We start from the raw sequence: 18,371 nt of genomic DNA on the forward strand, positions 1-18,371 counted from the left end.
GGCCACGCGGGGCGTCACGAGTTGATCAACTCCACACCCTGCTCCTCGGCGAGCCCCTCCGCCGACGTGGGCGCCGGCGCATCGGCGGGGCGGCGACCGGGCAGCCAGAGCAGCGCCACCAGGGCGCCGAGCAGGGCGACCACGACACCACCGGCCGCGGACCAGTGCAGCGCCGTCAGGAAGGCGTCGTTGGCCTGCGCGATCAGCCCCGGCCCGGCGGACCCGGCCTGAGCTGCGACACCGTACGCCCCGGAGATCGACTCCCGGGCCGCCTCGCGAGCGGCGTCGGGCAGCGCCGCGGTCGCGTCCTCGACGTCGCCGCGGTACACCGAGGAGAGGACGGCACCGAGGACGGCCACGCCGAGAGCGCCGCCGACCTGGCGGACGGTGTTGCTGACGGCCGATCCGACGCCGGCCTTCTCGCGGGGAACGGCGGCCATGATCGACTCGGTCGCCGGGGGCATGACGTTGGCCATGCCGACGCCCATGACGAAGAACAGCGCCCCGATGACCCAGATGGGCGTGTCCGCGCCGATGAAGATCCAGCCCGCGAGGCCCACGGTGACCAGGAGCAGACCTACGACGCTGACGGCCTTGGGACCGTACCGCTTGACCATGGCCGCGCTGCGCGGGGCGAACACCAGCTGGCCGACCGCGAAGGGCACGAACAGCGCGCCGGAGGCCAGCGGGCCGTAGCCGCGGACCAGCTGCAGGTAGAAGGCGCTGAAGAACATCGCGCCCATCGCGGCGAAGAAGATCAGGCCGACCATGCCGGTCGACGCCGAGAACTGCGCGTTGGAGAACAGCCGGACGTCCAGCGACGGGAAGGCGGTGCGCCGCTCGAACAGCACGAACCCGACCAGCACGAGCACCGCGCCGGCCAGCGAGCCCCACGCCTGCCAGCGGTCGAAGCCGTCCTCGCCGCCGGTGATGACGCCATAGGTGAGGAGCGACAGTCCGACCACGGACATCAGGACGCCGGGCAGGTCGATGCGGCCCGGCTTCGGGTCCTTCGACTCCGGGACGAGCACCAGCAGCAGCGCGATGCCCGCGATCACGACGGGGACATTGATCAGGAACACCGAGCCCCACCAGAAGCGCTCGAGCAGCACACCGCCGACCACGGGACCGATCGCCGCGGCCAGACCGACGGCGCCGGCCCAGATGCCGATCGCGCGGGGACGCTCCTGCGGCGTGAACACGTTCGCGATGATCGACAGCGTCGCCGGCATGACGGCGGCCGCCCCGAGACCCATGAGGGCGCGCGCGCCGATCAGCTGGCCGGGGCTCTGGGCGTACGCGGACAGCAGCGAAGCGATGCCGAACAGCGCGAGCCCGGTGATCAGGGTGACCCGCCGCCCCAGCCGGTCGGCCAGGATGCCGGCGGTGAACAACAGACCCGCAAAGACCAGGGTGTACGAGTTGATGGCCCACTCGAGCTCGCTCTGGCTCGCGCCCAGCCCGCTGTCGGGGTCGGCGATGGTGCGCATGGCGACGTTCAGGACGGTGTTGTCCAGTACGACCACGAGCAGGCTGATGACGAGGACGCCGAGAATCGCCCAGCGCCGGGGATGCCCGGTCTGCGTTTCGTCCATGGGTGTGCTCTCCCGAGCTCGAATCAGTTACGATACGGCACGGTTCCGTATCAGAGCCCACCGTACGGCAGCCGCTTTCGATACGGAACAGTTTCGTATCTGATGTGTCGCCGGTCACGTCCGTTGCCGACGCCCTCGCCTCCCCGTAGGGAGGTGGGCGCTGCTGACTGGCAGCGTGATGTCCCGTCACCGCACGGCGGGCTCCGAGCTCGATGCGGCGGCGCCGAGGGCCATGCTCGCGTCGCCGCTCGCGCTACGCCGGCTCACCGCCCGCCTCGACCGGGCGCCTTCGCCGCCGAGAGCGGCACGCTGTGTGACTCCGTCAGGACGAACCCGCATGGGTCGGCAACCAGCGGCGGATTGCCGCGAAATCGGCGTCCGTCAGGCCGGCGTGCGCGCGGGCGGGCGGGCGGGCGGGCGTGCGGGCCCGGAGGGGAATCAGCGGGCCGTCCACGTCCAGGAAGACCAACGGGTCGTTGCCGATGTCGCCGTCACCCCTTCAGGCCGGTGAAGGTCATTGTGGCGATGAATCTGCGCTGGGCCACCAGGAAGGCGACGATCAGCGGGAGCGTCGCGATCACGTTGCCGGCCATCAGCTGCGACCATTCCGTGCGGCGGGTGCCCTGGAAGCTGGCCAGGCCGACCTGCAGCGTGAACTTCGTGTCGTCCGAGATGGCGATCAGCGGCCAGAGCAGGTCGTTCCAGCTGGACAGCAGCGTGAAGACGGCGAGCGTCGCCAGCGCGGGCCGGGCCAGCGGCAGGACCACGCTGACGAAGGTGCGCAGCGCCCCGGCGCCGTCGAGGCGGGCGGCCTCCTCCAGTTCGACGGGCAGGCCCAGGAAGAACTGGCGCATGAGGAAGATGCCGAAGGCCGACGCGAGCCACGGGACGAAGGCGGCCGCCAGGGTGTCGAGGATGCCGAGCTGGGCGAACATCAGGTACGTCGGGATCATCAGCAGCTGCATCGGGATCATCACCGTGGCGACGATGGCCACGAAGGCCAGACCGCGGCCGGCGAACTTCAGGCGGGCGAAGCCGTAGCCCGCGAGGGAGCACAGGATCAGGTGCGAGACGACAGCGACAGCCGAGACCAGGACCGTATTGCCGAACCAGAGCAGGATGTGCGACTCGCTCAGCAGTTTGGCGTAGCCGTCGACGTGGATGCCCGAGGGGAGGAACTTCGGCGGGAACTGGTTGATCTCCGATTCGCTCATGAAGGACGTGAGCACCATCTGCACGAGCGGCAGGACGAAGACGAGGGCGAGCGGCATGAGCAGCAGATGCCACGGGCTGAACGGCAGCCGCCACGAGCGGGCGGGCGCCCTGCGGGACTCGGATGACATGGTCATGGGATACGCCTTCGATCCGGGGGATGACGTCGTCATCAGAAGGCCTCCGATCCCGTGCGCCGGCTGTACCAGAAGACGCCGAGCGTGAGCACCATCGTTACCGCGAAGAGCAGGTAGGCGAGGGCGGCCCCGTACCCCAGCCGCTGGGTCTGGAAGGCCAGCTCGTAGATGTAGTAGACGACGGTCTGCGTGCTGTTCATCGGGCCGCCGCGCGTCGTGGTGTAGATCAGGTCGAACAGCTGCATCGCCGTGATGGTCTGCCAGATCCCGGTGAACACTGTCACCGGACGCAGCTCGGGCAGCGTGATGTGCCAGAACACCCGGGCCCGCGACGCGCCGTCCACCGTGGCCGCCTCGACGAGCTCGTGCGGGATGTCCTGCAGCGCCGCCAGGTAGATGACCGCGCAGAAGCCGACCTCGCCCCACAACGCGATGAGGCAGATCACCAGCAGCGCCTGCTCCGGACTCTCCAGGAAGCCCTGGGCGGGCAGCCCCAACCGGCGCAACACCTCGTTGGCGGCGCCGAACTGCGGGTTGAAGACGTAGCCGGCGAGGATGCCCGTGGCGGCGGCCGAGGCCACGTACGGAACGAAGATGCACGTCCGGTAGAAGCCGATCAGCCGGATCCGCTGGTTCAGCGCCACCGCGATGAGCAGGCCGAGCAGGATCGAGCCGGGCACGAACAGGACCGTCAGCAGCAGCGTGTGCTGCGCGGCCGCCGCGGCGTCGGGGTCCTGGGCGATGCGCTGGTAGTTGTCCCAGCCGAGCGGCTTCGCCGGGGCGATGCCGTTCCACTTGGTGCGGGAGATGAAGAACGCCCACACCGCCGGGAAGATCGACAGGCCGACCACCACGATCGTCGCGGGGGCCGCGAAACCCCAGCCCGTCAGGGTGCGGCGCACGCTTCTGCCGCGGCGGCGGGCCACCGGGGTGCGGTCCTGCGCAGGCGTACGGGGCGTCGCGGCGAAGGTGATCGTCATTACTCCTCCAGCACCCCGGCGGACTTGCTCGCCGCCTCGTCGAGGGCCTCCTTGGGCTGCTTGGCGCCCTGCAACACCTGCGCGATCGCGTCACCGACGTTGCGGCTCATCGTCTCGTAGCCGGCGACCGTGGGCCGGGCCTGCTTGGCGTTCGCGAGGTTGTCGAAGAACTTCTGCCCGCCCGGATACTCCTTGACGTACGCGGCGAACTGCGGGGTGTCCTTCTCGCTCGCGCGCAGCGGCAGGTTGCCGACGGCGAGGTTCCACTTCGCGTCCGTCTCGGTGCTGGTCAGCCACTTGATGAAGGCGCGGGCGGCCCCGGCGCGGTTGGCGTCCTCGTGGTCGAAGAGCACCCACAGGTCGGGCCCGGAGACGGTCTGGTGGTCGCCGTTCACGCCCGGGAGCGCGGCGACGCCGTACTCCAGCTTGGCCTGTTTGATCTCCAGCAGCGACCACGGTCCGGACAGCATCATCGCGACGTGTCCGCTGTTGAACAGGGGGCCGTACTTCTCGTCGGTCTGGTCGAGGTACATGGACTTGTCGTCGACCGCGAGCGCGCGCAGCGTCTCGAGCGCCTTGACGCCGGCCTCGGAGTTGAAGGCCGGCTTCTTGCCGTCGAGGATCTGGCCGCCGTTCTGCCACAGCAGCGGCCACAGGTGCCAGGTCGTGTCCTCGCTGCCGGAGACCGAGTACGCCGTCCCGAACGTGTTCGTCGCAGGATCGGTCAGCTTCTTCGCCGCCGCCCGGAAGTCGTCCCAGGACCAGTCGTCGGTCGGGTAGGCCACGCCCTTCGCGTCGAACAGCTTCTTGTTGTAGATGAGCGCCAGATTGTCCACGAGCGCGGGAACGCCGATGACCTTCCCGTCGGATGTCGCTGTCACCCGGGCGGCTTCCGGGATCTCGTCCCACTGGAAGGACGGGTCGGCGACATAGTCGGTCAGGTCCTGCGTACGGCCGCTGGCGCCGAGTTCTCCCGCCCAGCTCCCGAACGCGTACGAGATGTCGGGGTAGCTGCCCCCGGCGAAGCCGGCCGAGAGCTTGGTCAGCAGGTCGTCGGTGGTGGGAGCGCCGGTGGAGGTCTTGATCGTGACGTTGGGGTGAGCGGCGTGGTACTCGGCCGCAAGCCCCTCAGCCACCTTTTCGGCGTCCTCCGTCTGCCCTGTCCACCACGTGAGGGTGACCGCGGCGGACGGGTCGTAGCCCTCCGCCGCGTCCTTGCCGTCCCCGCCTGTGCCGCTCATGCTGCAGGATGACAGCGTCAACATCGTGCTCGCGGCGGCCGCCAGGGCCGCTCGGCGAAGGGTTTTCGTCACTGGAGAACCTCGATCCTTCGCAGGGACGGACCGGCTCGGGCGCTGAGCCGGTCGCGGGCCGGCCCGGTGCTTTCGCGGGCCGATCGCGGTGCGCCCGGCGGGCATGCCGGGCCAGTGCGCCCGACGCAGGGTGCCGGGCCGGTGCGCCCGACGCAGGGTGCCGGGCCGGTGCGCCCGGCGAGGGAGCCGGGCCGATGTGCGCAGGCCCGCAGAGGGTTCGGGCCGGTGGGTGCGCCGGACCGCGGGAAGTGCCGGGCCGGATGCGGGCCGCCCGGCGCGAGGGCCGGGCGGCGCTCGCGGGTCAGACCGGCTCGGTGAGCACCACCGAGCGGGTGAGCAGGCGGGGGCGGTCGGGGTCCAGGCCGCGGTGCGCGGCGAGGGCCAGGGCGAAACGCTGGGCGAGCACCAGCTGCGCGAGCGGGTCACGCTCGTCGCGGTACGTGGTCGCACCGGCCGCGCGGCCGGTGTCGTCGAGGTCGGCGGGCACGCCGCCGAAGGAGAACACCAAACTCCTGCTGCCGGCGACGGCGACGGGCCCGTGCCGGAAGTCCTTCGCCGGGTACGACTCGGAGTACGCCTGCGCCGCCTCGCGAACCTTCAGCGCCGCCTCGTGGGCGAGCCCGACGGTCCAGCCGGTGCCGAGGAACACGAGGTGCTCGATGCCCGCCGGGTCGGCCGGCAGTGCCGTCTCGAGCGCGGCCCGCCCGTCGGCGGCCACGCGGCTCACGTCCTCGCCGAAAGCCGCCCGGGCCAGCAGGAGAACCGTGGTCGGGAAGCGGGTCTGCACGACGCTGCGCTCGTCGGCGAAGTCGAGCAGGATCCGCGCGTCGGACAGCTCGTCGATCGGCATCCCGGCGACGGCGGTGATCGCGACGCGGCGGGTGCCGGCGGGGACCTGGCGGAGGGCTTCCAGGACCTCGGTGGAGGTGCCGGAGCGGCTGACCGCGACGACCCGGTCGTAGCGGCGGCGCGGGCGGTACTCCGAGGCGCACACCGCGTCGGTCTCGCCGAGGCCGGCGCCCTCACGCAGCTCGGCCATGGCCTGCGCGACGAACCAGGACGTCCCGCAGCCCAGGATCAGCACCCGCTCCCCCGGCGCGGCGAGCTCCGCGCGGGCCTCGGCGGCGAGCGGCAGGGCCTGCTCCCACACGTCGGGCTGGCTGGCGATCTCCTCGGACGTGGCGTTCATGTTCGAGGATTATGCTCGTTTGTTTTCGGTTAACAAGATCCGAACACTAAACGAGCAGTCCGCGGTGCGCGTTTGGTTTCGGATCATGGTGACGGTGCATGCGGCTTGCCGCCGCCCGCGAGGAGCCCGGGTGCCATGCCCGCGCCGGCCGTCACACGCTGATCAGCCAGCTCAGCAGCCCGGGATGCGCGACTCCGATCCCCGGCCGACCACCGGGCCGCCGGAGCACAGCCCGTCCGAGCGGCGCGCGCATCTCTGCACGTTCGCTCATTTCGCCGTTGGCCGTGACGACACCGGCGCCTGCGACAGTGAGCGGGACGCGCGGTCAGGAGGCGTACCGCTCCCGGGCACGCTCCCGGGCCTTCGCGGCCTCGATCTCGCGATCCTTCGGCGGCGCCGTGGTGACCAGCTCGGCGAGCAGCGTCGCGGTGGCCTCGGCGACGGCCGCGACCGCCCTGTCGTACGCCGCCTGGTTGCGCTGCGACGGCTTGGCCGCCCCGGCGACCTTGCGCACGTATTGGAGGGCCGCGGCCTGCACCTCGTCCGGGGTGGCGGGCGGCTCGAAGTTGTGCAGCTGACGGATGTTCCGGCACATGCGGGTGAGCTTAATCCGTCCCGCGCGCGTACCTAGGGATGTGCCGCAGACGATTCAGGACACCCCGGGTAGGTTCGCGCCCGTGACCCGCCCCGCAGCGAACGCCACGCCACCGGCGACGAAGCCGCGGCGGCGGTGGCTCGTACCCCTGATGGTGGTGATCCTTCTCGGTCAGATGGCGGCGGCCATGATCGTCACTGCGGTGCAGCAGACCCCGACGATCGACGAGCCCGTGTACGTCGGGACCGCCGTCACCTACCTCGAACAGCACAGCCTGCGCTACAACCCGGAGCACCCGCCGCTCGGCAAACTGATCATGGCGGCGGGGCTGGTGTTCGCCCACCCGCACCTCGACCCGGCGTTCCGCGGCAACCAGACGGAGCTCGGCCGTCACGTGCTGTACGAGGCGGGCAACGACCCGGACGAGATGATGTTCCTGGCACGTCTGCCGTTGATCCTGCTCACACTGCTGTTCGGGCTGGTCGTGTTCGCGTTCGCCCGCGACCTGACGAACGCGGTCGGTGGACTGCTCGCCCTCGCCCTGTACGCCTTCTCCCCCGACGTCATCACGCACGGCTCGCTCGCCACGCTGGACGTACCGGCGATCGGGTTTCTCCTCACCGCGGTCTGGCTGACCTGGCGTGCCCGCACCGCACGCCCGTGGCTGCATCTCGCCCTCGCGGGCGCGACCCTCGGCGCGGCGCTCGCCACGCGCATGAGCGTTCTGCCCGCGGTGCCGGTCGTCCTGCTGCTCGCCGCCCTCGCCATCATCCGAGTACGCCGCCCGGGCACCTCCGATCAGGCTTCCGCCGCTCCTCCCGAGGATGTGGCTTCCGCCTCTGCTCCGGCGCCCGGGGCGGCATCACCTCTCGCCGCGGCCGGACGGCAGCCGACAGACCCCGGCGAACGATCCTCGCGTGCGCCGCGCAGTCCCGGGCGTTCCGCGGCGCCGACCCCCGCGCAGGCCGCGGCGCCGACATTCGCGCGGTCTGCGGCGCCGACCCCCGCGCGTGGTGCGGCGCCGACGCCCGCGCGTAATGCGGCGCCGATCCCCGGGCGTGGTGCGGCGCCGACCCCCGCGCGTGGTGCGGCGCCGACACTCGCGCGGGCTGTGGGGGCGGCACTCGGCGTGGCGGCCGTGGCGGTCGGCGTGGTGTGGCTGACCTACCTGATCGTGGACCCGCGGCTGCGCTTCCTCGAACCGCTCGGCATGCCCGAGATCCACGGCGTGCGGGCGCTGCTCGTGGACCTGTTGCCGTTCCCGGAGCCCTACCGCGACGGCATGCGCATCCAGTTCGGCTTCGAGGACTCGACGTTCAGCGGCTTCCTGTTCGGGCGGCTCTACGAGGGCTCCCTCTGGTACTACCTGCCCGCGGCCCTGCTGGTGAAGACCCCGCTGGCGATGCTGGTCCTGTGGCTCGGGGCGACCGGCGCGATGCTCGCCGTGCCGCGGCTGCGCCCCGCGATCCCGTACGTCCTGGTGCCGCCCGCCCTCCTGCTGGCCATCGCCATGACCGGCGCCCGCGACTTCGGCACCCGCTACGCGATCTTCATGCCGATCTTCCTCGCCGTCGCCGCGGCGGGCGTGGTCCTCGTCCGGTGGCGCTGGGCTCCCCCCGTGGCGGGCGTGCTGGCGGCCCTCGTGGCGGTCAGCTCGCTGAGCACGTTCCCGTACTACCTGCCGTACTCGAATGAGGCCTTCGGGGGTACCGCCCGCACCCACCTCAACCTCCACGACTCCAACGTCGACTGGGGCCAGGACCTCGGCCGCCTGGCCGACCACCTGCGCACCGACTACCCGGGCGAGCCGGTCTGGCTGATCTACAAGGGCGCGGGCCTCCCTTCCGCGTACGGCATCAAGGCCCGCAATCCCCTCGAAGTCCCGGCCGACGAGGTCCACGGCCTCCTCGTGGTCTCCGACAGCTCCGTGGCAAAGGCCACCGGTCGTCTCGCCGCCCTGCTGGCCACGAGCGGCGCCCCGATCGACGACGTGGGCCACTCCATCAGCATCTACCGCCGCCCCTGACCACTTGCCCTCCCCGCCGCCGCCCCTGACCACTTGCCCTCCCCGCCGCCGCCCCTGACCACTTGCCCTCCCCGCCGCCGCCCCTGACCGCTTGCCGTCCCCGCCGAGGAACACGCCGGCTCCGCTCCCGGGGCCTGTTCACCGTCCATGCGAATGTGTTCCGGCGGCGCCGGCTCGTTACCGCCGGGCGGCACACGGGTGAACGTCGCAGAATGACGGCCATGGATGGCGGACACGTCGGCGCGGCGGTCGACGAGATGGTGCGGACCCTCACGCCCTACGTGGCCCGGGACTGGACGGCGCCGGCCGGCTCCCTTGACTGGAGTTGCTGGACCACGGCGGCGCACGTGGCGCACGATCTGCTGGCCTACGCGGGGCAGCTCGCCGGGCGCCCGGACGCCGACTACCTGCCGTTCGACCTGGTCGTCCACGCCGACGCTCCGCCCGAGCAGGTCCTGCGCGTGGTGGCAGCCTGCGGCCGGCTGCTGTGCGACGCGCTGGCCACGGCACCGCCGACGACCCGCGCGTGGCACTGGGGCCCGACCGACCCGACCGGCTTCGCGGCCCTCGGCGTGAACGAGGCGCTCCTGCACACCTGGGACATCACCCAGGGTCTCGCTGTCCCTTGGCGACCGCCGCCGGCGCTGTGCGAGCTCGTGCTGGCCCGCCTCTTCCCGCACGCCCCCGCGGTCGCCCCGCCGGAGGCCCTGCTGTGGTGCACCGGCCGCGCCGCCCTGCCCGGCCGCCCGCGCCTGACCTCCTGGACCCTGAAGGCCGCACTCGACCCGGCCCCCTGAAGCGCACCCCACGCCGGGCATACACCGAACGGCACCTCACACCGCACCAAGCCGACCCGGAAGCGACGCACACGCCGCCGTACTCAGCGCGACGAGGCCGAGCCGGAAGCGACGCGCGAGGCGACTGTCAGCGCAGCGAGCGCCGGTCGGAAGCGACGTACGAGGCGGCGGCCGTGAGCGCGGACACCGTCAGCACCGAGGGCCAGGCGCCGATCCGCTTGGCGAGCGGGTGCGAGAGCCCGAAGGCCCCGACATACGTGGCGGCCAGCGCGGCGGTGATCGCCGGGCTGGTGCTCCGGGCCCACTCGCGGCCCGCCAGCACCCCGCCGGCGGCGAGGACAACGCCGCCGAGCGGCCGATTGCCGGTGCGCCGGGCAAGCTGCCAGCCGCCGATGAGAGAACCCGCCGTGATCGCCGCGGTAGGGAGTCGCATCCCCCGACCCTACGCCGCCCGCACCGGCCCCTGCGCAGCCCCTGCCCTGCCCCAGCCACCGCAGGCAGCGCCTCACAGCGCCGGCCAGGACGCGTCGTCTCCCGTCGGCTTTCGGGCGCGAGCAGTCGGCATTGTGGTGACCCTCGCCGGTTCGGGTGCCACCGCTCCGAGGGAGCTGTGTCGCCTCGACCGCACCGGCTCGGGCGTGGAGCCCGGATCAGCCCGCGGACAGCTCGGCCCGGAGCTTCGCCAGCGCTCGGGTGATCAGGCGGGACACGTGCATCTGGGAGACGCCGATCTTGGCGGCGATCTCGGACTGGGTGAGGTTGCCGAAGAAGCGCAGCGACAGGATCGTGCGCTCGCGCTCTTCGAGGGTCTGCAGTGCGGGGCCGAGGGCGATGCGGAGCTCGGCCAGCTCCATGTCGTGGTCGGTCTCGCCGAGGGTGTCGCCCAGCGAGGTGCTGCCGTCCTCGGTGACCGGGGTGGAGAGGCTGCGGGCGGAGTAGGCGCGGGCGCCCTCCAGGCCCTCGAGGACGTCCTCCTCGGTGACGTTGAGGTGGGCCGCGATGTCGGCGACCGTGGGCGAGCGGCCCAGGGTCTGGGTCAGGGCGTTGCTCGCCTCGGAGATGGACAGGCGCAGCTCCTGCATGCGCCGGGGCACGCGGACCGACCACGTGCGGTCGCGGAAGTGCCGGCGGATCTCGCCGAGGACCGTGGGGACCGCGAACCCGGCGAACTCCACGCCGCGATCGGGGTCGAAGCGGTCGATCGCCTTGATGAGGCCGAGCGTCGCCGTCTGCAGCAGGTCGTCGTCGGGCTCGCCACGGCCCGTGTAGCGGTGGGCCAGGTGGTACGCCAGCGGCAGCCACATCCGGATGGCCTCGTCGCGCAGTGCCGCACGACGGGGTCCCTCGGGGGCGGCCGCGAGGTCACGGAGCAGCTCGGAGGCCGTCTCGGGAACCCGTGTGGTCGTGATCGTCATGTCCCATCCTCTCGCTGGAGCCGCCATTGACTACCCGGCGCCTCCGAGCCTAAACGACGCGGAAACCGACGCAACTCGTTCGAGGGAGGGTGCGTCGATTTATCGGCCCGCCACGTCGTGACGAGCCGGGAAGAAGTACGGAAGCCGCAGCCGCCTCACCTGCGGCGACGGCCGGCACGGCCGGAAAAGCGACGCACCGGGGGCTGGCCCCGCGGGGCCACCGGGATGCGTCACGGGACGAGGTGCTTCGCCGCCCCACCGGGCGCAGGGACGATCGGCGCGACACGTCCCCCGGATCGGCGAGCGCGGAGCAGGCGGCACTGAACCGGACCAGGTACGGCTGCTCGACGAGGAGCACAGCCGATCACCGGGCGCAGGGACGATCGGTGCGACACGTCCGCCGGATCGGCGAGCGCAGAGCAGGCGGCACCGAACCGGACCGCTGCGGCTGCTCGACGAGAAGCACAGCCGGTCACCGGGCGGGAGTCCGGGCCCGCCGCCGCGCGGGAGGGGCGGCGGGCCGGAAACGGACTGCCGGGTGCTCAGTCCTCGACGGTGATCGAATCGACGCGGTCGGGGTAGAACGCGACGTGATCCTTGATCGGGGCCACCGCGTCGTAGGGCTGCTCGTAGACCCAGATCGCGTCGGCCGAGCGCTCGCCGCCCACCGGGATCGAGTAGTAGGACGCCTCGCCCTTGTAGGGGCAGTAGGTGGTCGTCGAGGTCTTCTCCAGCAGCGCCTTGTCGACGTCGTCGAGCGGCACGTACTGCACGGCGGGGTACGTCGACTCCTGCAGCGTCAGCGCGCTGCGGCTGTCGGCGACGACCTTGCCGGCGACCGTGACGACGACGCGGCGGTCGGTCGGCGTGACGGTGATGGGGTGGTCGGGGCCCGGGTAGAGCCGCGGCTTGTCGGCCATGGCGAACCTCCTCCAGCGCCGTGTGTCTCACGGCCTGCCGCAACTATCCTCCGGGCCTCGGCCGCGGGGCCATCCCGGCGGCTGTGACGCTCGGCTCGTCTTTGATCTCCGAACGTCGGGCCCGGATATCGTGATTCCATGTCTGCCGCCACCGATGCCGCTGCCGCCCTGGGGATCGCTCACAAGGTGCTGCGGCACGGGCCGGCCGGGAGCGTGGCCGAGGCCGCCGCCGCCCAGGGCGTCGAGGTGCGAGACCTGGTCAAGAGCCTGGTCGTACGCCGCGCGTCCGGCGACTATCTCTTCGTCCTCGTCCCGGGCGACCGGCAGATCTCGTGGCCCAAGCTGCGCGCGCTGCTCGGGGTCAACCGGCTCTCCATGCCCGACGCCGCGACCGCCAAGGAGGTCACCGGCTACGAGCGGGGCACGATCACGCCCTTCGGCTCGCGGCAGCCGTGGCCGGTCATCGCCGACGAGCGGGTCCTCGGCCGCACGATCAACCTCGGCGCCGGCGAGCACGGCGTCGGCCTGCAGGTGGACGCCGACGAGGCGATCACCGCCCTGCGCGGCACCTTCGCCGACGTGACCGACGAGGCCTGACCCGGGCCACCCGCCAAGCCGGCCGCCGGGCAAAGAGCAAAGCACCCCGGCGAAGAGGAAAGCCGTCCCGACGAAGAGCTGATCGACCGCGGCGAAGAGCACAGCGCCCCCACCAAGGAGCAAAGCCACCTCGACCGCCACGAGCCAAGCCAACTCGGCCGCCACGAGCCAAGCCACTTCGGCCGCCACGAGCAGAGCCACTTCGGCCGGCAGGAGCAGAGCCACCTCGCGAACCCTGCTGGGCCGGCAGGAGCAGAGCCACTTCGCGAACCCTGCTGGGCCGGCAGGAGCAGAGCCACTTCGCGAACCCGGCGGGGCAGGCAGGCGTCAGGCCACCGGGGCGCCCTCCCAGTCGTCCTCGTCCTCCAGGGTTTCCACCGGGAAGTCCTTGCTCGTCTCCGGCCCGGTCACGATGACCTCGAGCCCCGCCTGGCGCAGCGCCCCCACCCGCTCGGGATCCGCCTCGTCGTCGGTCACGAGCAGGTTCACGTCGCCGAGGCCGCAGATGCGGGCCAGGCACACCTTGTCGAGCTTGGAGCTGTCGGCCACCACGATCACCCGGTCGGCGCGCCGGATCATGTGGGCGTTGGTGTTGGCCTCGATCTCGTCGTGGGTGGTCAGGCCGCCGCGGGCGCTGATGCCGTCGACGCCGACCACGGCGACCTGCATGTTGAGGCCGGCGAGCGCCTGGTCGGCGATGGGCCCCACCAGCTCGTACGACTGGGTGCGCGACACCCCGCCCGTCATGATCAATTTCAACCGGGGCCGCAGCGCCAGCTCCGCCGCGATGTTGAGCGCGTTGGTCACCACGGTCAGGTCGACCCGCTGGGCGAGCAGGCGGGACAGCAGGTGGGTGGTCGTGCCCCCGGTCAGCCCGAGCGTCAGCGGCCCGCGCGGCAGGTGCCCGGCGACGTAGCGGGCGATGCGCGCCTTCGCCTCCCGTTGCTGGCCCACCCGGTAGCGCACGGGCAGCTCGTAGGCGACCTCCACGGCGACCGCCCCGCCGTGCGTGCGCGCCACCAGCCGCTGGTCCTCCAGGGCCTGCAGGTCGCGGCGGATCGTGGCCGCGGAAACGCCGAACTCCTTGGCCAGCACCCCGGCGTCGACCGACCCCTGCCGGGCGATCTGCTCGAGGATGGACGACACCCGGTCGGCCCGGCGCAACGTGCTCATGACAACCCTTCCCACGCGACCCACATGAAGCCGATGAACGACTGAACAAACCGAACTGAGCGAACTGAGCGAACGAACAAAGAAGCACCAGCGTCCACCAAGAAGCACGCTCGAAACACGCGACCAGCGAGCAACACACGACAAGCAGCACGCAACAGCACGCAGCAAGCGGCATGCGGCAAGCGGCAAGCAGCACGCAAAAACACGCGACCAGCAAGCAGCACGCGACAGGCGGCGCGCAGCAGCACACGGCAAGCGGCAAGCAGCAAGCAAGCGGCAAGCGGGACCCTCACAACACACCGGATTGATCAAACGCGCAGTCAGAGTAGTTCGTTTGCAAGCGAATCGCCACGAATCCTTGCGCGCTTGTGGAGAACCGCCAACAATCCCGCCATGACAGTGATCGCTTTCCTCGGCGCGGGCAGCGTCGTGTTCACCCGGGAGCTGCTCGCCGACATTCTCTCCTTCGACGAGCTGCGCGACGTCACGCTGGCCCTGCACGACATCGACGCCGAGCGGCTGGAGACGGCCGAGGCGATCGCCCGCCGCACGGCCGAGCAGCTGGGCGCCAAGCCGGTCGTCACCACCAGCCTGGACCGGCGCGCGGTCCTCGACGGCGCCGACTTCGTGATCAACGCCATCCAGGTGGGCATGCACGCGGCGACCGTCCGCGACTTCGAGATCCCGGCCCGCTACGGCCTGCGCCAGACGATCGCGGACACGCTCGGCGTCGGCGGCATCTTCCGGGCGCTGCGCACCTTCCCGGTGCTCGAGGCGATCGCGCGCGACATGCGCGAGCTGTGCCCGGACGCGTGGCTGCTCAACTACACGAACCCGATGGCCATGAACATCGGCTTCCTCGCGGCCGTGGCGCCGGACGTCAAGGCGGTCGGCCTGTGCCACTCCGTCTTCTGGACCGTGCACGACCTGTGCGAGCTGGTCGGCGTACCCCTGGAGGAGGTGGACTACCGCGCGGCGGGAGTGAACCACCAGGCGTGGCTGCTGCGGTGGGAACACCGGGGCGAGAGCCTTTACCCGCGGCTGGACGCCACGCTCGCGGCCGATCCGGAGCTGCGCCGCCGGGTGCGGATGGACATGTACGCGCGGCTCGGCTACTTCCCGACCGAGACGAGCGAGCACTCCAGCGAGTACGTCCCCTGGTACCTGCACCACGACACCGAAATTGAGCGTTTGCGCATCCCGGTCGGCGACTATCTGCGCATCAGCGCCGACAACGTGGCCGAGTACCACGCCACCCGCGCCTCGGTCCTGGCCGGCGAGCCGCTCGACGTCAGCCGCGACGCCACCGAGTACGCGCCGCAGGTCATCCACAGCATCACCACCGGCACGCTGCGCACGATCCACGCCAACGTCGCCAACACCGGCCTGATCACCAACCTCCCCCAGGGGTACGCCGTCGAGGTCCCGTGCGTCGTCGACTCCCTCGGCGTACGCCCGGAGCACGTCGGCGACCTCCCCCTGCAGTGCGCCGCGCTCAATCGCTCATTCGTCAACGTCGGCGAGCTGACCGTTCGCGCAGCCGTCACCGGCGACAAGCGCATGGTCCGCCAGGCCGCCCTGGCCGACCCCAACACGGCCGCCACCCTGACCGTCGAGCAGATCTGGCAGCTCTGCGACGACCTGACCGCCGCCCACCGCGAGCTGCTGCCCGAAGCCCTGCGCTGAGCCCGGCGCGAGCTGCTGCCCGAAGCCCTGCGCTGAGCCCGACGCTGAGCCCGGCGCGAGCTCAAGCCTCGCTGACCAGCAAGGTGGCGCCGGCCAGGGTCAGGTACCAGGGCGAGTCGGTGAATCCGGGGCCGGTCTCCTCGCCGATATAGGCGTCGATGTGCCGGGCGCCGCCGCGGCCGGGGGTGAACTCGTCGGTCACCCGCCAGGCGCCCGCCCGCAACCGGTTGCAGACCTCGGCGGCCGGCGCGGACCCGTCGTCGGCGTGGCCGCAGGAGGCGATGCGGAAACGGGTGCCGGCCGCGAGCACCCCGGGATCGGCCGCCGCGGACACGAAGGGACGCAGGGCCCGGCCGGCCGTGTCGCGCGGCGCGGTGTCGAGCCAGAAGCCGACGTCGTACGACCAGTTCAGATAGCGGCCACTCGCCGTGCGCCCGGTCCCCTCCTCCTCGACCGCGGCCACGAAGTCCGCCGGATAGTCGCCCAGGTCGGCGTCGCCGTGCGCGCACCTGATCGTGCGGCAGCCGGTGACCGTCTCGCCGTCGCCGTCATGGAACTCCTCGACAGCCGTGTAGTAGACGGTCACCTCCCACCCGGCGGACGGCGAGGCGGTGACCGCGCGACTCACGGCGCCCGAGCTGACAGAAGCGAAAGGCCCCGACGGCGAAACGACAGAGGGCGAAGGCGCAGCGACGGGCGAAGGCACAGCGACGAACGAGGGCGCAGCGACGGGCGAGGGCGCAGCGACCGGCGACGGCGAGTCGCACGCGGCGAGGGCGGCCACGAGCAGGACCGGCAGCCGTCGGAGCATGGCCTTCACCCTGCCAGGTGACAACGGCATCCGAAGCCGACTTAAGCATTGGCTTATATAAGCACCGACTGATACCGTACGCCCGTGCACGCGTTCGATGTGCTCGGCGACCCGGTGCGCCGCCGCATCCTGGAGCTGCTCGCCGACGGTGAGCAGGCCTCGGGGGCGATCACCGACGTCGTCCGGGCGGAGTTCGGCATCTCCCAGCCGGCCGTGTCCCAGCACCTGCGGGTGCTGCGCGACAACGGCTTCGCGACCGTGCGCCCCGACGGCGCCCGGCGGCTCTACGCGGTGGACGACACCGCGTTGCGCGAGGCGGACGCCTGGCTGGCGAGATTCCGGCGCTTCTGGACGCCGCACCTGGACGCCCTGGCCACGGAGGTGGCTCGGGGCAAGCGCCGGCGCCGGCTGGGCGCCGGGACCGACTCCGACCCGGGAGATCCCGCATGAGTTTCGCGACGCACGAGATGAGCACCGTCCGCCGCACCGTCGGCGACCGCACCCTCGAGGCCGGCCAGGCCCGGGTGCAGACCATCAGCCAGGTGTACGACACCGATGTCGAGGACCTGTGGGAGGCCGTGACGACTCCCGAGCGGATCGCCCGCTGGTTCCTGCCGGTCAGCGGCGAGCTCGTCGAGGGCGGCAAGTACAGCATCGAGGGCAACGCCAGCGGCACGATCACCCGCTGCGACCGGCCCCGCGGGTTCGCCGCGACGTGGGAGTTCAACGGCCAGGTGAGCTGGATCGAGGTGCGCCTGAGCGCCGAGCCGGACGGCCGGTCGCGCTTCGAGCTGGAGCACGTGGCGCACGTGGACGACGAGTTCTGGGACCAGTACGGGCCGGGTGCCACCGGCATCGGCTGGGACCTGTCGCTGCTCGGGCTCGCGATGCACGTCAAGGAGCCGGGGTCGGCGATCGACCCGCGCGAGTCCGAGGCGTGGACGCTGTCGGACGAGGGCAAGGCCTATCTGCGCACCCTCGCGGACGCCTGGGCCGAGGCCGCGATCGCCAACGGGCAGGACGCGACCGCAGCCCGGGCCGCTGCGGACCGCTCCTACGCCTTCTATACGGGCAGCTGAGAGACAAGCGCTATACGGGCAGCTGAGAGACAAGCGCCACGCCGGCCATCCGGCAACGGACGATCGGCGTGGCGCTCGGACGATCCCGCAGGCTACTTGGCCGGGGTGGTGGGGGCGGCCGCGGCGGCCCGGCGGTAGGCGAGCAGGCCGAGCACCAGGCCCGCCAGCCCGAGCACGATCCCGGCGATCCCGGTCCAGCTCGGGCCGCCGTCGTCGCCGGACTCCGCCGAGGCGGTCACGGCCGGCGCGGCGGAGGAGGCGGCCGCGGTGTCGGTGCCCTCGGCGGCGGCCTTGGTGAGCTTGAGCACGGGCGCCGGCTTCTCGGGCTCGGTGCCGTCGGTGGTGGGCTCGTCGATCCACCGGACGATCGTGCCGTCGGAGTAGGTCTGCAGCGCCTTGAAGACGACCTGGTCGGCCTCCGGCATCGGGCCGAGCGAGACGTCGAACTCCTGGAACTGGCCCGGCTTGACGGCCGCGTCCCCGGCCGCCGTCCAGGTGATCTTGCTGACGGCCTCGCTGATCTGCGCGCCGTGGGCCTCGATGGGCTTGGCGAGCTTCGCCTTCTCGGCGACCGCGGTCCAGCCGGCGACCGGCTTGAGCGACACCGAGGCGAACGGCGTGTCCGTGGGCAGGCTGACCTCGACCTTGGTGGTGTTCTGGTCGTCCATCTCGTTCGGCACCCGGAAGGTGACCTTCGCGTAGCCGCCCTGGACGGCCTCGTCGGGGTTGACGGTCACGTGCGCGGACGCGGGCACGGCGAGGGCGAGGGTGAACAGGGCCGCCAGGCCACCGACCACGCCCGTACGCTTCAGCAGGGACATCTCCGGCCTTCCGAATCGGGGGATA

The 18,371-nt window shown here is 71.7% G+C and carries 18 protein-coding genes; 6 read left to right on the forward strand and 12 right to left on the reverse strand.

The features are described from left to right. Positions 1–14 precede the first annotated feature (14 nt). The 6 genes from RBH18_RS07330 to RBH18_RS07355 form a co-directional block, all read right to left on the reverse strand. Entirely contained in the window at positions 15–1,595 is a 1,581-nt protein-coding gene (locus RBH18_RS07330; RefSeq protein ID WP_306205193.1) for an MFS transporter, read from the reverse strand. A gap of 491 nt (positions 1,596–2,086) precedes the next feature. After that, positions 2,087–2,944, reverse strand: coding sequence for a carbohydrate ABC transporter permease (locus RBH18_RS07335; protein ID WP_306205194.1), 858 nt, complete (start codon positions 2,942–2,944; stop codon positions 2,087–2,089). 35 nt (positions 2,945–2,979) lie between these two features. Beyond that, on the reverse strand, positions 2,980–3,924 hold the full coding sequence (locus RBH18_RS07340) for a carbohydrate ABC transporter permease (RefSeq protein WP_306205195.1): 945 nt from the start codon (positions 3,922–3,924) through the stop codon (positions 2,980–2,982). Continuing rightward, complete coding sequence (locus RBH18_RS07345; protein ID WP_306205196.1) at positions 3,924–5,165, reverse strand: ABC transporter substrate-binding protein; 1,242 nt, start codon at positions 5,163–5,165, stop codon at positions 3,924–3,926. Before RBH18_RS07345 ends, RBH18_RS07340 begins: the two co-directional genes overlap by 1 nt. Positions 5,166–5,538: 373 nt before the next feature. After that, positions 5,539–6,426, reverse strand: coding sequence for an SIS domain-containing protein (locus RBH18_RS07350; RefSeq protein WP_306205197.1), 888 nt, complete (start codon positions 6,424–6,426; stop codon positions 5,539–5,541). A 325-nt stretch (positions 6,427–6,751) separates the two neighbouring features. Beyond that, positions 6,752–7,021, reverse strand: a complete 270-nt coding sequence (locus RBH18_RS07355) for a DUF2277 domain-containing protein (RefSeq protein ID WP_306205198.1) — start codon at positions 7,019–7,021, stop codon at positions 6,752–6,754. 151 nt (positions 7,022–7,172) lie between these two features. On the opposite strand from RBH18_RS07355, the gene RBH18_RS07360 reads away from it, so the two are divergent. Continuing rightward, entirely contained in the window at positions 7,173–9,047 is a 1,875-nt protein-coding gene (locus RBH18_RS07360) for a phospholipid carrier-dependent glycosyltransferase (RefSeq protein ID WP_372338883.1), read from the forward strand. A 221-nt stretch (positions 9,048–9,268) separates the two neighbouring features. After that, positions 9,269–9,844 carry a maleylpyruvate isomerase N-terminal domain-containing protein gene (locus RBH18_RS07365; RefSeq protein ID WP_306205199.1) on the forward strand — a complete coding sequence of 192 codons (576 nt, stop codon included), beginning with the start codon at positions 9,269–9,271 and terminating at the stop codon, positions 9,842–9,844. 127 nt (positions 9,845–9,971) lie between these two features. Here RBH18_RS07365 and RBH18_RS07370 read toward each other — a convergent pair whose 3' ends face one another. The 3 genes from RBH18_RS07370 to RBH18_RS07380 all read right to left on the reverse strand — a co-directional run bounded on the left by RBH18_RS07370 (position 9,972) and on the right by RBH18_RS07380 (position 12,179). Then, entirely contained in the window at positions 9,972–10,277 is a 306-nt protein-coding gene (locus RBH18_RS07370) for a hypothetical protein (RefSeq protein WP_306205200.1), read from the reverse strand. Between the two features lie 217 nt (positions 10,278–10,494). Continuing rightward, a complete protein-coding gene (locus tag RBH18_RS07375; RefSeq protein WP_306205201.1) occupies positions 10,495–11,259 on the reverse strand; it encodes a SigB/SigF/SigG family RNA polymerase sigma factor in 765 nt (254 codons plus the stop codon). Between the two features lie 542 nt (positions 11,260–11,801). Next, positions 11,802–12,179, reverse strand: a complete 378-nt coding sequence (locus tag RBH18_RS07380) for a DUF427 domain-containing protein (RefSeq protein ID WP_306205202.1) — start codon at positions 12,177–12,179, stop codon at positions 11,802–11,804. Positions 12,180–12,317: 138 nt separating this feature from the next. Here RBH18_RS07380 and RBH18_RS07385 point away from each other — a divergent pair, with 138 nt between their 5' ends. Continuing rightward, positions 12,318–12,776, forward strand: a complete 459-nt coding sequence (locus RBH18_RS07385; RefSeq protein ID WP_306205203.1) for an aminoacyl-tRNA deacylase — start codon at positions 12,318–12,320, stop codon at positions 12,774–12,776. A gap of 327 nt (positions 12,777–13,103) precedes the next feature. Here the strand turns inward: RBH18_RS07385 and RBH18_RS07390 are convergent, their stop codons facing one another. Beyond that, positions 13,104–13,949, reverse strand: a complete 846-nt coding sequence (locus tag RBH18_RS07390; protein WP_306205204.1) for a DeoR/GlpR family DNA-binding transcription regulator — start codon at positions 13,947–13,949, stop codon at positions 13,104–13,106. Positions 13,950–14,342: 393 nt separating this feature from the next. On the opposite strand from RBH18_RS07390, the gene melA reads away from it, so the two are divergent. Continuing rightward, complete coding sequence (gene melA, locus RBH18_RS07395) at positions 14,343–15,635, forward strand: alpha-glucosidase/alpha-galactosidase (protein ID WP_306205205.1); 1,293 nt, start codon at positions 14,343–14,345, stop codon at positions 15,633–15,635. A 61-nt stretch (positions 15,636–15,696) separates the two neighbouring features. Here melA and RBH18_RS07400 read toward each other — a convergent pair whose 3' ends face one another. After that, positions 15,697–16,263, reverse strand: a complete 567-nt coding sequence (locus RBH18_RS07400; protein ID WP_306205206.1) for a hypothetical protein — start codon at positions 16,261–16,263, stop codon at positions 15,697–15,699. 267 nt (positions 16,264–16,530) lie between these two features. Between RBH18_RS07400 and RBH18_RS07405 the strand changes: the two genes are divergently transcribed. Next, positions 16,531–16,896: an ArsR/SmtB family transcription factor gene (locus RBH18_RS07405; RefSeq protein WP_306205207.1), complete on the forward strand. Its 366-nt coding sequence runs from the start codon at positions 16,531–16,533 to the stop codon at positions 16,894–16,896. Next, complete coding sequence (locus RBH18_RS07410; protein WP_306205208.1) at positions 16,893–17,525, forward strand: SRPBCC family protein; 633 nt, start codon at positions 16,893–16,895, stop codon at positions 17,523–17,525. The genes RBH18_RS07405 and RBH18_RS07410 overlap by 4 nt, the downstream gene beginning before the upstream one ends. A 92-nt stretch (positions 17,526–17,617) precedes the next feature. Here the strand turns inward: RBH18_RS07410 and RBH18_RS07415 are convergent, their stop codons facing one another. Next, complete coding sequence (locus tag RBH18_RS07415; RefSeq protein WP_306205209.1) at positions 17,618–18,346, reverse strand: YcnI family copper-binding membrane protein; 729 nt, start codon at positions 18,344–18,346, stop codon at positions 17,618–17,620. Positions 18,347–18,371: the final 25 nt, after the last annotated feature.

Source organism: Actinoplanes oryzae, from assembly GCF_030757795.1.
In the GTDB taxonomy this organism is placed as follows: Bacteria; Actinomycetota; Actinomycetes; order Mycobacteriales; family Micromonosporaceae; genus Actinoplanes.

Bases quoted from the DNA above. Each gene is read 5' to 3' on its own strand.
- RBH18_RS07330 (WP_306205193.1), bottom strand. From the start codon at position 1,595: ATGGACGAAACGCAGACCGGGCATCCCCGGCGCTGGGCGATTCTCGGC.
- RBH18_RS07335 (WP_306205194.1), bottom strand. From the start codon at position 2,944: ATGACCATGTCATCCGAGTCCCGCAGGGCGCCCGCCCGCTCGTGGCGG.
- RBH18_RS07340 (WP_306205195.1), bottom strand. From the start codon at position 3,924: ATGACGATCACCTTCGCCGCGACGCCCCGTACGCCTGCGCAGGACCGC.
- RBH18_RS07345 (WP_306205196.1), bottom strand. From the start codon at position 5,165: ATGAGCGGCACAGGCGGGGACGGCAAGGACGCGGCGGAGGGCTACGAC.
- RBH18_RS07350 (WP_306205197.1), bottom strand. From the start codon at position 6,426: ATGAACGCCACGTCCGAGGAGATCGCCAGCCAGCCCGACGTGTGGGAG.
- RBH18_RS07355 (WP_306205198.1), bottom strand. From the start codon at position 7,021: ATGTGCCGGAACATCCGTCAGCTGCACAACTTCGAGCCGCCCGCCACC.
- RBH18_RS07360 (WP_372338883.1), top strand. From the start codon at position 7,173: ATGGTGGTGATCCTTCTCGGTCAGATGGCGGCGGCCATGATCGTCACT.
- RBH18_RS07365 (WP_306205199.1), top strand. From the start codon at position 9,269: ATGGATGGCGGACACGTCGGCGCGGCGGTCGACGAGATGGTGCGGACC.
- RBH18_RS07370 (WP_306205200.1), bottom strand. From the start codon at position 10,277: ATGCGACTCCCTACCGCGGCGATCACGGCGGGTTCTCTCATCGGCGGC.
- RBH18_RS07375 (WP_306205201.1), bottom strand. From the start codon at position 11,259: ATGACGATCACGACCACACGGGTTCCCGAGACGGCCTCCGAGCTGCTC.
- RBH18_RS07380 (WP_306205202.1), bottom strand. From the start codon at position 12,179: ATGGCCGACAAGCCGCGGCTCTACCCGGGCCCCGACCACCCCATCACC.
- RBH18_RS07385 (WP_306205203.1), top strand. From the start codon at position 12,318: ATGTCTGCCGCCACCGATGCCGCTGCCGCCCTGGGGATCGCTCACAAG.
- RBH18_RS07390 (WP_306205204.1), bottom strand. From the start codon at position 13,949: ATGAGCACGTTGCGCCGGGCCGACCGGGTGTCGTCCATCCTCGAGCAG.
- melA (WP_306205205.1), top strand. From the start codon at position 14,343: ATGACAGTGATCGCTTTCCTCGGCGCGGGCAGCGTCGTGTTCACCCGG.
- RBH18_RS07410 (WP_306205208.1), top strand. From the start codon at position 16,893: ATGAGTTTCGCGACGCACGAGATGAGCACCGTCCGCCGCACCGTCGGC.
- RBH18_RS07415 (WP_306205209.1), bottom strand. From the start codon at position 18,346: ATGTCCCTGCTGAAGCGTACGGGCGTGGTCGGTGGCCTGGCGGCCCTG.